The organism is Gemmatimonadota bacterium (assembly GCA_009692115.1).
In the GTDB taxonomy this organism is placed as follows: Bacteria; Gemmatimonadota; Gemmatimonadetes; order Gemmatimonadales; family GWC2-71-9; genus SHZU01.
In genome coordinates this window covers 145,434-158,581 of record SHZU01000001.1, presented here as the reverse complement: position 1 = coordinate 158,581, position 13,148 = coordinate 145,434, and the positions used below count along the sequence as shown (strand labels likewise).

Sequence of the window (13,148 nt, the reverse complement as noted above, 5' to 3'; positions counted from 1 at the left end):
GAAAAGTACCTTGTCGCCCCGATCGGGATAAGTTCCGGGATGCCTTTCGCATCCCTGAGCCTGGCCCGGGCGGAGTTCCCCCTCTTGGCTACCCACAGCCTGCTCAACAACTGCTCCCAGGGGCCCCAGTCTCATGCCACCCGCCTCGCGGCCGATCGTTTCCTCGACTCCTGGCGGAACGACGGGATGGACTGGGAGGCCTGGATCGGCGAAGTGAATCGGGCTCGGGAGGCGTTTGCCCGACTCATCAAGGCCGATCCCGATGAGATTGCGGTGACGAGTTCGGTGAGCGAAGCCGTGAGCAGCTTGGCCTCCGCCCTCGATTTCAGGGACCGGCCGGGTCTCGTGCTTGCTGAGAGCGAGTTTCCGACCGTGGCCCACGGGTGGCAGGCCCAGGCGCGCCGCGGCGCCGACCTCGAGTGGGCCTCTGACGGCGACCTTGGGCGGCTCGTCAACGAGCGAACCCGCTTGGTTTCCGTTACCCATGCTTCGTATCTGACCGGGGCAAAGCAAGACGTGGCGGCGATCGCGGCGACCGCTCACCGCCACGGCGCCCTCGTCTTCACCGACGTGTACCAGACCATTGGCACCTGCCCGATCGACGTCCGGGCATTGGATGTCGACTTCCTCGCCGCCGGGTGCCTCAAGTATCTCCTGGGCACCGCGGGGATCGCGTTTCTGTACGTTCGGCGGTCCTTGATCGAGCGGCTGGTGCCCACCGTGACCGGGTGGTTCGGCCGGCAGGAGCCTTTGGCTTTTCGACCGCGCCCCCTGGATTGGGCCGATACCGCCGCCCGCTTCGATACCGGCACGCCGCCCCTGATTAACGCGGCGATCGCCCGGGCCGGGATCGAGTTGATCGAAGCGGCCGACCCGGCGGCCATTGATGGCTGGATCCAAAACCTCTCCGCCCGGATGCGGGCCCGGGCGCTCGGCCGAAACCTCACGGTGCTCTCACCCGCCGATCCAGCCGCCAAAGCCCCGACGACGGCTATCGAGGTCGGCGATCAGGCGGGTCTCGTCGAAGGCCGGCTTCGCCGGCGCCGGATCCTCGCGTCGGCCCGCGGCAACGTCATTCGCCTCGCGCCCCATTTCTTTACAACGGAAGCCGAGATCGACCAAGCGATCGACGCCCTAGCGGAGGAAATCCCCGGCTGACCCTGCCCGCGAATGCCGAGCGCCGAGTGCCGAGCCCTAAAACTCCCGCTTTCGCATTTCTCGAAACAAGTGCTTGGTGTCGGAATCCTCTTCCCGCTGACTGATCTTGAGGGTGTCGTCGTACTGCCGGGCCCGATCCTTGGGGACGGCCACCTTCGCCGCCGCCTTCTTCACCAACTTCGCGATCATCGCGTCTTCTTTCTTCCCCATCGTCGGCTCCTCCGAGGTGGTTGTGGTCGCTGTTCCAAGATAGTCGGCCCCCGGGTAGAATACTGACCATGCGAATTCAGCCCCTCCTCGTTGGCTTCGGCCTGGCCCTGATCGGGCGGTCCGCCCCGGCCGCGGCCCAATCTCCGAAAGATGATGTCCTCAAGACCGGGCAGGCGGTCTTTGAGGCCATGGCCCGCCGGGACACCATTGCCCTGAGGCGGCTGGTTCATCCCGCCGCGCACCTGATTGCCACCATCGGAACCGGCGATTCCGCCATGGCCCGGGTCAGTACCCGGGACCAGTTTCTCGTCCAGATCGCGACCATGGCCACCGTGCCGATCGAGCGGATGTGGAATGCCGAAGTCCGGGTCAGCGAAGGCATTGCTTCGATCTGGACCCAATACGACTTCCATCTGGGCACAGTCTGGAGCCACTGCGGTATCGACAGTTTGCAGTTGGTGAAAACCGCCGCCGGCTGGCAAGTCACCTCGATCATCTACACCGTCGTTCGACCAGCCTCCCGCTGTAAGCCCAACCCCCTCGGTCCGCCTCGGTAGGCTTGCGAAACCTTCGAGTTGGGGACAACGTACGGGGCTCCTTCTCTGTGCCCAAAATCGAATACTAACAATTCGGAGGCTTCAGTGCGCACTTCGCTCGCTCTCTTGCTCGTATCCGCTGGACTGGTGGGCCCCGTGGCCGCTCAGGTTCGCGGCCTTCGTGACTCGGCCGAAGTGGAGGCGTTTATTGATGGGACGATGGCCGCCTGGCTTCGGGATAAGCACATCGCCGGGGTGACGGTCTCAGTGGTCAAGAATGGCGCCCTCTTTTTTGCCAAGGGCTACGGGTACGCGGATGTGGTCGCCAAGAAGCCGGTCGACGCGGCCAAGACCCAGTTCCGGATCGGTTCGATTTCGAAGCTGTTTACCTGGACCGCCGTCATGCAGTTGGTGGAGCAGGGCAAGCTCGACCTCGACCGGGATGTGAACGAGTACCTCGATTTCAAGATCCCGGCCACCTATCCCCAGCCGATCACGCTCAAGGACATCCTGGCGCACACGCCGGGCTTCGAAGAAGACGGCCGCGACTTGTTCACCGAGGACTCGGCTCACATGGTCCCGATGAAGGAGTGGCTGCCGGCCCACATGCCGGCCCGGGTGCGGGTACCCGGGACCTTCTCGTCTTACTCGAACTACGCGACCGCCGTCGCGGGCTACATCGTCGAGCGGGTGTCCGGCCTGAGCTTCGACGACTACATCGAACAGCGGATTCTCACTCCGCTCGGCATGACCCAAACCACGACTCGTCAGCCGCTCCCCGGCCGTTTCGCCGCCGATATGTCGGTTGGGTACCTGTGGGACCAGGGGCGCTTCGAACCGAAGAAATGGGAGATCATTACCGGCGCCGCGCCGGCCGGGTCGGTTAGTGCCTCGGCCACGGACATGGCCAAATTCATGCTGGCCCATCTCGGCAACGGCGCGCTTGGCGAGGTCCGAATCCTGGCCGACTCGACCGCCCGCCGGATGCACTCCCGCCTCCAGGGGCACGATGACCGGCTGCCGGGTTTTGCCCACGGTTTCTACGAGCAGTCCAGCCATGGCCTCCGGATCTTCGGCCACGGCGGCGACACCGGGTGGTTCCACTCCGATTTGGCGTTGATCCCAAGCGAGAACGTCGGCCTCTTCATTTCGACCAACACCAACACCGGCAGCTCGATCAGCTTCAAGGCGGTCGTCGACGCCTTTCTCGACCACTACTACCCCGAGGATCTGGCGGTCATCACGCCCACACCCGAGGCCAAGGCAGGGGCAGCCCGGTACGCCGGTGAATACCTCTTCAATCGAACGAGCTACTCGACGTTCCAAAAGGTCTTGGGCCTGGTGAGCGCGATTAGCGTGACCCCTGCCGAGGACGGGGCGTTGGTGACGATCACCCCGTTCGGCCCCCTCCGGCTGATCAGCGTCGACAGCATGTTATTCCGCGACGCTGTCAGCGGCGACCTGGTGGCATTCCGGGCCGATGCCAAGGGCAACATCACCCACGGATTCCTCTCGATGGCGCCGATGATGGTGCTCGAGAAGCAGACCGGCTTGTTTGCCCCCCGGCGGAGCCAAATCTTGCTGGGCCTTGGTGTCGTGACGTTTCTCGGGATTCTGATCTCGGTGGTGCTCCGGTTCTTCCGTCGCCGGAGCGGCACCGAGCCCGCCGCCGCCCCAACTATCGCGTCCGGCCGTCGGGTCATAGCCATCGTCGCTCTCCTCCAGGTGATCTTCCTGGTCCTGTTCGGGCTCGTCCTGGCGGGGATGTCGAAAGGCCTCCCGAGCGGCGCGCCCACCAGCCTCAAGATCGGCCTCGTCTTCCCGGTGCTCGGCGCCATCCTCACCGCCGGCGCCCTCTGGATCGGAATTACCCAGTGGCGGAAAGGCGAAGGCACGACCGGCGCCCGGGTTCGGCATCTCGGCGCCGTCATCATCGCCGCCCTGTTCTTCCTCACCCTCAACGCCTGGAACCTCTTTGGCTGGAGGTATTGAGGTTCGGCACTCGGCACTCGGGTTGGAATCATTGTCGATGCTGAGCAGGCGACCGACGGAGCGATCCGGCGGCGGCGACCCTGCTCCCGGTGGTGGCCTGGTGGCCGCCGCCGTGCCGGCCGGCCGCGCCGCCCGGCTAGATCCCCTCACGGCGATGTAGGAGTAAAGAACACCAGTCGCCCGGCGGCGGCGGCGATCGTGGGGGCTTCGATTCCCATGACGCCGCTCTTGTCGAACCGGACTGCGAGCCGGCTGGCCGACCCGGTGAGCAACACCGACGCCAACTCGCTCATCCACGGCTCATGGCCGACGAGCGCGACGACCTCGTCCGCGGTCCGGGGACCCACGGCTTCAGCAATGGCGGCCAGGTTGGTGTCTTGTGCCAGGGGGGCAGAAGCCACTCGCCGTTTCTTGTCGGTCCCGGTCTCCCGGGCCAGCCGTCGAGAGATATGGGCCTGCGTCTTCTTCCCCTTGGCGACCAGCGGGCGGTCCGAGTCGAGCGGATACCGGGCGCCGTCCCGGTCGGCGGCCAAGGCGTGGCGTACCAGCAGTATGAGCATGATCCAACGTTCGCGGCTGACCCCGACCCAGATAAGAGTGGCCCGGTGATTGCCCCTATGGGCCCCGCCCGGCAGACCCTTCCGGATTTTGGGGCCGGTGGGACTCAAGTCCGGCCAGGAATTGCCGAGGATTGGAGTAGTAGTCCGCTGGCAGAAGCCACAGGAGACTCGAGAAGGGGTCCGGAACCATGGGAAAGACCGTTGCACGGCACACCGTGAGTTGGTGCAATCGTTCGATCGCTTGGACAGCCGTCGGCGTAGCGACCCGCGGGGTCCCCGATCCAACCAATACCGTTGGGAGCTATACCCTCGACGGCCTGACCTAACTTTGGGTTTCCGTTCGACCCGGTCAAGGGCCGGATGACGACCAGCGACCGGGTCCTCAATTGGCTCAACCGCCACCACCTCATCGTGAAGCGGGAGCATCTGGTCATCGAGCCGGTCGGGTCGGTGCGATAGACTCGCGGTCCGGTTATTATCGGACATTGCCGGACACGAGGGCTCACCATACCACAAGGCAACTCGATGGCCATTGTCTGGATTGACGGCGTCTGGGGTGACCGAGCGACCGCCAAAATTTCGGTATTCGACCATGGGCTGCTGTACGGCGACGGCGTCTTCGAAGGGATCCGCGCCTATAACGGGAAAGTATTCGAATTGGGTGCCCACCTTGACCGACTGTATGATTCGGCCCGGGCCATCGCGCTGACGATTCCGATGCCGGTTGCGGAGATGGCGGCGCTGATCGAGGCCGGCGTTGCCCAGTCGGGGCTCAAGGATGCCTACATCCGCCCCCTGGTAACCCGCGGCGACGGCGACATGGGCATCGATCCGAAAAAATGCGGCCAGCCCACCATCGTCATTATCGTCGATTCCATCAAGATGTGGGCCCCTGACCGCTATCAGAACGGGCTCGTCATGGTCACCGCGGGTACTCCGATTCCGCACCGGGAAGCCCTCTGTCCGCGGATCAAGTCTCTGAACTACTTGCCCCACGTGTTGGCCAAGCATGAAGCCAATACGGCGGGTGCCGACGACGCCGTCATGCTCGACGCCAGCGGCCACGTTTGTGAAGCTACCGGCATGAATATCTGGATTGCCCGGCACGGGGTGTTGAAGACCCCACCGGCCCATGCCGGGATCCTGATGGGAGTGACGCGCGATTTGGTGTTCAAACTGGCCCGGGCGGCCGGGGTCGAGGCCCGCGAAGAAATGCTGAACCGCTACGACCTCTACACCGCGGACGAAATGTTCCTGTGCGGAACCGGGGCGGAGATTGCGCCGGTCCAGAAGCTCGACGGACGGGCCATTGGGACCGGCAAGCCGGGCCCGATCGTCCAGGACATCATGCGCCGTTTCCGGGCCTTGACCCGCGGCGACTGAAGGAGGCCCCCGTGGCGTGGCGAGTGCTTGAGGTTGGGGACGAGACCTGGAACATCTCGGTGGCAGCCGAGCGCCGGGCCAATACCGACCAATGGGGTTTGGTCCTGTCGTTCCGGTCCTCCGGTCCAATACCCCGCCGGTTCTGGACTCCGGTCGAGGCCCATCAGTCGTCGTCCAAGGCATCCTGTTATTCTCAAGCCGAGAAGCTATCCGACCGGGAGTTGGTCGAATTGCTTACGCAACATCTTTCCGGGCGGGATCCGCGATGATTCAAATTCCAGCGCAGGATCTTCGCCGGGTGGCCGCCTCGCTTCAATTGCTCCGGGGCAACGAGATCGCCGATTGTGTCATGCGGTCCGATCTTCGCCAACTCAAGATCGAGTTGGCCGATGGCCGGATGCTGGTGATTGGCGTCGAGCTCGATGAGGCCGGCCGGCAGTACCACCTTGCGGCGGATATCGTGGTGCCGCCTGAGGAGTTTACTCGACAGCTCGAAGTCAGCCTCGACCCGCGAGCGTCGTGAGCACCGAGACGAGGGGTCGGCTCCGGTTCAAAGACTTCTCGATCGAGCGGCTCTCGTCGGGCTAGTGCCAAGCCCGGGTCGTCCTGGCTTGGCCCGGCGAGGCAACCGGGCTGTCCTCTCAGGCCGGTGAACTGCGGTGGGCCGCCCAGGCGTGCCTGTCGGCGCTGGCAACGGCCTTCCCGGAGGTGGCGTTCGACTTGGTCGGGGTCAAGGCGGTGCGAGCCTTCGACGCGACGGTGGTCATAGCCTCCCTCGCCACCCATGGCCGGCTCGATGGACTCCGGGTGGTGGGGTCGGCCCTGGTCCAGGATCATGTTCCCCGGGGCGCTGCCCTGGCCGTGCTCAACGCCACGAACCGCTTGATGACCGGATCGTCCGAGGCCCGCCGTTAAGCCCTAGGCCAAAGCTGTGCAACGGTTTGCGCAGCCCGAGCATCAGCAAGAGAGTCCGACCTGTTGCCCTGGCCGACCGCCCCTTCCTACCTTTGTACGACGGGTCGGGCCGGATCCCAAACTCGAGGTCTCATGAAACGGTGGCTCTGGGTGTTGACCGCTGGGCTTGGTGTCGGGTGTTCGCCGACCCGAACGCCCGTTGCGGTACCCGGGCCCCGTCAGAGCGCCGCCGAACCGGTGCCGGTTCCATCTGAAACCGAACTTCCGCCGCCACCGGAGCTCCGTCTGGCCCGGGCCCTCTCCGACAGCTTGCTCAAACGATCGGCCGTCGATTCACTCCAGGATCAGAAGGACATGGAGATCCTCGAGCGGCTTCGGGACGTCGCAGTAGCCGGCGATTCGATGAGCGTCGGGACCGAGGCCGGCGTGGATCTGGCTGAAATGTTCGACATCAACGTGGCCCGGTATGCCGAGCATACACGGGTCCGGTACTACCTCGACTTTTTCCAGGGACCGGCCCGCGAACGAATGACGGTGTGGTTGGGCCGGCTTCCGGTATACGAGCCGATGATCAAGGCGGCCCTCAGCGCCCGCGGTCTTCCCAACGATCTCAAATACCTCGCGCTGATCGAATCCGGCTATTCGAACACGGCCGTCAGCCGGTCGAAAGCGGTCGGGATGTGGCAGTTCATGCGTCCGACCGCGCGGGACTACGGCCTCAAGACCACGCACTGGGTCGACGAGCGCCGCGATCCCGTCAAGGCCACCGCGGCGGCGGCCCGGTTCCTGTCCGATCTGACTAAGCGGTTTGACGGCTCCTACTATCTCGCGGCGGCGGCGTACAACAGCGGTGGCGGGACCGTGTCCCGCGGGCTCCGGAAGCTTGGCGCGGGGGCGGCCGAGGATTATTTCGACGATGACGAGGCCGCGATCGACTTAGCCGAAGATCCGACCGGGGATGACCGTTTCTTCCACCTCTCGGAATCTCGGTTTCTCCGACAGGAAACCAAGGACTACGTGCCGAAGCTGATTGCGGCGGCGATGATCGCCAAGCAACCGGAGAAGTACGGGTTCCCGCCGATTCCCGCCGTGGAGCCCTTCGAGGTCGACTCGGTGCCGGTCACCGAGCCGACGAGTCTCGAGGTGGTGGCCAAAGTGGCGGGGCTCGACTTCGCGACGATCGCCGGCCTCAACCCGTTCTACATTCGGGGCATAACCCCGCCGGACGCGCCGGTCGCGTGGGTTCGGGTTCCGATTGGTCGCGGCCGAGAGATCACCGAGGCGCTCGCGGCCGTACCGACCGCCGATCGGCTTCCGGCCCAGATCCACGTGGTCCAGCGCAAGGAGACGATGCGGTCGGTCAGCCGGAAGTACGGCATTACCGCCGCCGCGCTCGCTGAATTCAATCCGGGTCTGACGGCCAAATCACCGCTCAAACTCGGGGCCCAATTGCGGGTGCCCGGCCGGGCGTTGGTGCGAGGGTTGGTGGCGGCCGACCAGCAGGAGACGATCACCCGCCGGGCGCGGGTGGCGTCCCGGGGCACCCACCGCATTGCCCGGGGTGAAACGTTAGGCGCATTGGCTCGGCGCTACAGGGTCACGGTCGCGCAGTTGGCTGCCTGGAATGGCTTGTCGGCCAGGAGTTCGTTGCGGATCGGGCAGGTGGTTCGGATCGGGAGTAGCCGGTCCCGCACCGCGGTCCCCTCGAAATCGGGGTCCAAGGCGGTACACATCGTCCGGCGGGGAGAAACACTATCCAGCGTGGCTCGCCGCTACCGGGTGACGGTGACGGCGCTCAGGGAGGCCAACGGGCTCCGCCCCGGTGGCGACCTCAAGACCGGGAAGCGGCTCACCATTCCCGGGTAGGTCAGCTCCTCAGGTTGTCGGCTTGATCAGGGCCCGCTTTTTCATCCCGCTCATCACTTTGCTTGCGTAGTTCGTTCCCGCCGGCGCCACGCCGGTGGTGGTATCGGCGCGAGCCATCGCCGCGCCGGTCGGTCCGAGGTTGTAGGCCGCCAGTGCGAGTTCGAGGTCGTTGCCGAATTGGCGGAGCAGCCGGCGGAGGACCCGGAACCCGATCCGGAGATTGGTGTCGGGGACCAGTAGGTCCCGCTCGGTCAGGGTCGAGTCGACTTCCCGGGCCGTGGCCAAGCGAACCTGGGTCAGGCCCAGGGCGTTCCGATGGGAGCGGGCGCCCCGAAGGAACCCGCTCTCGACCTTGACCAGCTGGTAGCCTAACGATGGATGGAGGCCCTCGGCCAAGGCGGCGTCATAGATCTGCCCGGCCAAGTCGGCCGGAATCCGATAGGCTGCTGAGTACTGCCCCACTATCGTCAACCGCTCGACCTTGAGGTCGGTGACCGAGATTCGGCCCTCGAGTTCGTCCACCAGGCTTTCGAGCCGGCTGATCTCCAGATTGGCCTCGATACTCGCCAGCGGCTTCGGGAGCTCCGCCGAGAGCCGCTCGAAAATGCTGTGGCCAATTCCGAACACGGCGCCGCCGCCGGCCAGCAACAGGGCACGACCAAGCAGTGATCGGAGGCTCTGACGGGATCGTTTGTCGAGGTGATTCATGGGCGTTCTCCCTCCGTTAACCGATCGCGGCGGTAGTTGCCGCTCTGGCCGCCGCTTTTCGCGACGAGGTACATCGGTCCAATCGTCATGGTGCGGTCGACGGCCTTGACCATGTCGTAGATCGTGAGGCAGGCAATGCCAACGGCGACCATGGCCTCCATCTCGACCCCGGTCCGGGCCTCGACCCGGGCGGTGGCCGTCACCTGGATGCCTGGCAGCGCCGGGTCCAATGCGAGGCCGAGGTCGACACCGTCGAGGCCGAGGGGGTGGCAGAGGGGGATCAACTCCGCGGTCCGCTTGGCGGCCATGATCCCCGCGACTCGGGCCACGGCGAGCACATCCCCCTTGGCCACCGTATTGGCGCTGACCTCTCGGAACGCGTCGGCCGACATCGTGACCGACCCTTGGGCGGTGGCCTGACGCGCCGTGGCCGGCTTGGAGCCGACGTCGACCATCCGGGCTTGTCCAGCGGCGTCGGTGTGGCTCAGGCCCATAGTGCCTCCGCCAAGTCGGCGGTGAGGGTGCCGAGGAGCAGTTGAGGATTGACGTTGCCTTGGGCGGCCTCGCGGGCCGCCTCGACTTTTTCGAGGGCCACCAGAAGCCGGGCCGGGCTGGTGACGGTTCGGAGCGATTCGGCAACCGGCCCGACTGGTCCACCAGAGCTGACCCGGACAGCTTGGCCAAGAGCGCCGGCCAGGCGGTCGAGGAGTTCGGTAAAGTCGCCTCGGGCCTGCCAGGCGCCCTGACGCAAGACCCGCTCGAAACGAGGCGCTCCGCCTTGTTTGGCGACCGCCAGGAGCTGGTCCACTTGTTCGTCGGTCTTGGCGGTGGCGGTGGCGACGAGCGCCCGGCCTAACGAACCCTCGGCCGCCAGAACCCGGCGGCGGCGCTCCGCTTCGGGGAGCTCGGGGGCAAGCTCTGTCAACCCTGCGGCCAGCGTGGCCGGGTCGAGCCGGCCCAGGCGAACGGGCACTGCCCGAGATCGGATGGTCGGGAGGACCCGGTTGGGATCGGTGGTGGTGAGGATGATCAAGGCGCTGGCCGGGGGCTCCTCGAGGAACTTGAGGAGGGCGTTGGCGGCTTCCTGGTTGGCCTCTTGGGGTACTAGCCGTTCGGCGTCGCCGATCAGAATGACCCGCCGGCCGCCCATGACGGTGGTGAGGGAGCCAGCCTTGAGGATCAGGCGCGCGGTGGCGACCCCATGCATTGCCAGCCCGTCGGGGGCGCTGTACACGGGGTTTTCGCGCCGGGCTGCCATGACTTCGGCCAGGGTTTCCCGAACCTCGTCCATCTGTTTGTCCGGGTCGCCGGCCTTGGGGCGGGGCGTCGGGACGAACCAGTGGAAATCGGGATGGGACAAGGTCGAGACCAACCGGCAGGATTGACAGACCCCGCAGGGGGCCTCGGCGGATTGGCAGAGGGCCACCGCAGCCAGCCATCGGCCGAACGACTGGCGACCAACGCCCTGGTCTCCGGTGATCAGGAGGACCTGGGGAAGGCGACCATTTCGGTTGGCGTTGAGGAGATCTCGCTGGACGCTCTCGTGGCCAAGCAACCGGGGCTTCATAAGGGATAAAAGTAGTGAACTCTGGGTCAGAATTGAAGTGATGCGCGGATGCATAAGTTGTTGTTTTTGAACGTGTTACTGTGACTCACGTCACCGAGACTTGGTCTCTTTTTGCCAAGAATCTCCTTGAATAACTAGTGTGAGCGCTAACTATTGCTTGTAGTACGATGGTGCCTGCACTCTTTTTAGTGTAAGTCGTTTGATGTCAGCGGCATAGGAAAATGAAGCGATTTTCGGTCACAGGGTGCTTCCTGGTGACCGAATCGGTCCGAAGTATTGCCGGATCAGGGTCGCCGACATACTTTACCCGCGCTTTTCAGAGTTCGATCCCGAGTAGCTCAGTTGGTAGAGCAGCTGACTGTTAATCAGCGGGTCACAGGTTCGAGTCCTGTCTCGGGAGTGTTATGGATCAATGACTTACGCCATTCCTCGGAGTGGCGTTTGTCGTTCCAGGAGGCCAATAGGAGGCCGGCCGGCCACCCCCCCCCACCCCCGATCGCCTATCGCCCAGGGCGTGTAGGGGGCTAAATCTGCGGCACATTTTTGAGCCGAAGCCCCCCCCGGGGGGTAAAACGTTCGAGGGGAAGCTCGTTGCCCAGGGGGGCTGGTCTTGGCTACAGCCGTCTCGCCTCACTGAGGGCCAACCGCGACGGTTCGCGCTCGATCCGGTAGCGGGCGGCCAGGTAGTCCCGCCGCAGCGTGTTCACAAAGGCCTCCGACATGCCATTCGACTGCGGACTGGCCGCCGGGACGACTCCAAGCAACGCCAGCACCGACAGGACACCTTGTCGCGATCCGTTTCTCATTGTCATCCTCTGCAGTGCGATCGTTAGGTGCTCCGGTCAGCGCTGCGCCGCGGCCTCGGCGCCCAACAGCAACCGATCGAGCGAGGCGCGATCCCACACTCGGCCTCCCTGAATCACGGATTGAATCTTCGTGGTGTTGGCAATATCGGTCAGCGGATCGGCAGTCAACAGCACCAGATCGGCCACCTTGCCGACGGCCACGGTGCCGAGGGAATCGCTGAGTCCGAGGAATCGGGCCGGCTCGCTCGTCGCGGCCCGCAGGGCCGCCGCAGCGGGCAAACCAGCTTTGACCAGCAAGGCCAATTCGTCGTGCAAGCTAGCCCCTGGATAGACGTACGGGTTCGGGAAATCGGTCCCGGCCAGGATCGGCACGCCGGCCCGATACATCTTCCCGACCAGCTCCATGTCGAGCGGATGAAGATCGTGGATGCCTTTCACGAAGACGGCCATCGATCCCATCGCGGCCCACATGCCCCGCACCGACTGCCCGATGAAGCGATCGGCCGGCACCGCAGCGGGTACGCCATCCACCAGACTCCCGACCTGCCGGGACACGATCAAGGTCGGAACTTGCCAGGTTTGGTTTCGCTTGAAGGCCGCGAACAGCGCCGCGGCCTTGGCGGAGTCCTGGGTGACCCGAATCCGGGCGGCGTCGGCCCATTTGAAGACCCTCTTCGCCACGGCGGCCCAGTTCTCGGCCAGGATCGCGGCTTCTTCGCGGGAGGTGCCCGCTTCGACGCCGATCACATGCTCGAAGGTCCGTTGGCCCACGTTCGACGCCTCGAGCGCCGTGATGGCCGGGGTGACGTGCCCCGCGTACGGGATCCCGGCTTTCTTGGCCTCGTCGGCGATCGCGAAGTACAGGTCCCGCGAAAGCGCCGAGTACACTTTCACAAAGTCCGCCCCGCCCTGCTTGAGTGCCCGCACTTGAGCCCGCGCTTCGGCCTCGGTTGCCACCCGACGCGCCGACGGGTTGACGGAGTTGACGCCGTCGACCAGCTCGCCGGACACGAAGAGCCGGGGCCCGACACGCGACCCGGCGGCGATGGCCCGTTTGGCCGCGACCACACTGTCGAGGTTGCTGTGAGTGTCCCGTGCGCCGAGCACCCCGTAGCCGACCAGCGCCGGGAGAAACACGTCGGAGGTCCCCGGCATCGAGGCGACGTGGACGTGCATGTCCCACAGACCGGGGATCAGATAGAGGCCGCGGGCGTCGACCACTGAAGCGGCCCTTGGCTTCGCCACCGCCGGGGCGATCCCGGTAATGAACCGGCCGGCAATCGCCACGTCCATTTCGCGCTGGACCATCCCGGTGGTCACGTCCACCACGTTGACCGCCGCCAAGACCAGATCGGGCGGCGGACTTTCGGGAGCCTTGGCGCAACCGCCGAGGACCAGGACGACCACTGCGAGAAACCGCGCCATGCGGACCTACCTCGATGACTTG

General features: G+C 65.2%; 14 protein-coding genes and 1 tRNA gene. 9 read left to right on the top strand and 6 right to left on the bottom strand.

What is annotated here, in order from left to right; translation table 11 throughout:
* The first annotated feature begins 39 nt into the window (after positions 1–39).
* The 3 genes from EXR94_00750 (at position 40) to EXR94_00740 (ending at position 3,896) form a co-directional block, all read left to right on the top strand.
* The gene (locus EXR94_00750) at positions 40–1,158 is read left to right on the top strand and encodes an aminotransferase class V-fold PLP-dependent enzyme (protein MSR01257.1); all 1,119 of its coding nucleotides are present in this window, start codon (positions 40–42) and stop codon (positions 1,156–1,158) included.
* 278 nt (positions 1,159–1,436) lie between these two features.
* Positions 1,437–1,925: a nuclear transport factor 2 family protein gene (locus EXR94_00745; GenBank protein ID MSR01256.1), complete on the top strand. Its 489-nt coding sequence runs from the start codon at positions 1,437–1,439 to the stop codon at positions 1,923–1,925.
* Positions 1,926–2,009: 84 nt separating this feature from the next.
* Entirely contained in the window at positions 2,010–3,896 is a 1,887-nt protein-coding gene (locus EXR94_00740) for a class A beta-lactamase-related serine hydrolase (protein ID MSR01255.1), read from the top strand.
* A gap of 146 nt (positions 3,897–4,042) precedes the next feature.
* Here the strand turns inward: EXR94_00740 and EXR94_00735 are convergent, their stop codons facing one another.
* Entirely contained in the window at positions 4,043–4,456 is a 414-nt protein-coding gene (locus EXR94_00735; GenBank protein ID MSR01254.1) for a hypothetical protein, read from the bottom strand.
* A gap of 525 nt (positions 4,457–4,981) precedes the next feature.
* Here EXR94_00735 and ilvE point away from each other — a divergent pair.
* The 5 genes from ilvE to EXR94_00710 all read left to right on the top strand — a co-directional run bounded on the left by ilvE (position 4,982) and on the right by EXR94_00710 (position 8,620).
* Positions 4,982–5,839, top strand: coding sequence for a branched-chain-amino-acid transaminase (gene ilvE / locus EXR94_00730; GenBank protein MSR01253.1), 858 nt, complete (start codon positions 4,982–4,984; stop codon positions 5,837–5,839).
* A gap of 11 nt (positions 5,840–5,850) precedes the next feature.
* The gene (locus tag EXR94_00725; GenBank protein ID MSR01252.1) at positions 5,851–6,108 is read left to right on the top strand and encodes a hypothetical protein; all 258 of its coding nucleotides are present in this window, start codon (positions 5,851–5,853) and stop codon (positions 6,106–6,108) included.
* The gene (locus tag EXR94_00720; GenBank protein MSR01251.1) at positions 6,105–6,362 is read left to right on the top strand and encodes a hypothetical protein; all 258 of its coding nucleotides are present in this window, start codon (positions 6,105–6,107) and stop codon (positions 6,360–6,362) included. Before EXR94_00725 ends, EXR94_00720 begins: the two co-directional genes overlap by 4 nt.
* Positions 6,363–6,547: 185 nt before the next feature.
* Positions 6,548–6,754, top strand: a complete 207-nt coding sequence (locus tag EXR94_00715) for a hypothetical protein (protein MSR01250.1) — start codon at positions 6,548–6,550, stop codon at positions 6,752–6,754.
* 132 nt (positions 6,755–6,886) lie between these two features.
* Positions 6,887–8,620 (top strand): LysM peptidoglycan-binding domain-containing protein, encoded by a 1,734-nt coding sequence (locus EXR94_00710; GenBank protein MSR01249.1) that lies wholly within the window; start codon positions 6,887–6,889, stop codon positions 8,618–8,620.
* 9 nt (positions 8,621–8,629) lie between these two features.
* On the opposite strand, the gene EXR94_00705 is transcribed toward EXR94_00710, so the two are convergent.
* The 3 genes from EXR94_00705 to EXR94_00695 are packed head-to-tail and all read right to left on the bottom strand — an operon-like array spanning position 8,630 to position 10,949.
* Positions 8,630–9,328 (bottom strand): lytic transglycosylase domain-containing protein, encoded by a 699-nt coding sequence (locus EXR94_00705; protein MSR01248.1) that lies wholly within the window; start codon positions 9,326–9,328, stop codon positions 8,630–8,632.
* A complete protein-coding gene (gene moaC, locus EXR94_00700; GenBank protein MSR01247.1) occupies positions 9,325–9,822 on the bottom strand; it encodes a cyclic pyranopterin monophosphate synthase MoaC in 498 nt (165 codons plus the stop codon). The genes EXR94_00705 and moaC overlap by 4 nt, the downstream gene beginning before the upstream one ends.
* Entirely contained in the window at positions 9,813–10,949 is a 1,137-nt protein-coding gene (locus EXR94_00695) for a hypothetical protein (protein MSR01246.1), read from the bottom strand. The genes moaC and EXR94_00695 overlap by 10 nt, the downstream gene beginning before the upstream one ends.
* A gap of 273 nt (positions 10,950–11,222) precedes the next feature.
* On the opposite strand from EXR94_00695, the gene EXR94_00690 reads away from it, so the two are divergent.
* Positions 11,223–11,295 (top strand) — tRNA-Asn (locus EXR94_00690).
* Between the two features lie 214 nt (positions 11,296–11,509).
* Here the strand turns inward: EXR94_00690 and EXR94_00685 are convergent.
* Both EXR94_00685 and EXR94_00680 read right to left on the bottom strand, forming a co-directional pair.
* On the bottom strand, positions 11,510–11,701 hold the full coding sequence (locus EXR94_00685; GenBank protein ID MSR01245.1) for a hypothetical protein: 192 nt from the start codon (positions 11,699–11,701) through the stop codon (positions 11,510–11,512).
* Positions 11,702–11,737: 36 nt separating this feature from the next.
* Positions 11,738–13,126: an amidohydrolase gene (locus EXR94_00680; GenBank protein ID MSR01244.1), complete on the bottom strand. Its 1,389-nt coding sequence runs from the start codon at positions 13,124–13,126 to the stop codon at positions 11,738–11,740.
* Positions 13,127–13,148 lie beyond the last annotated feature (22 nt).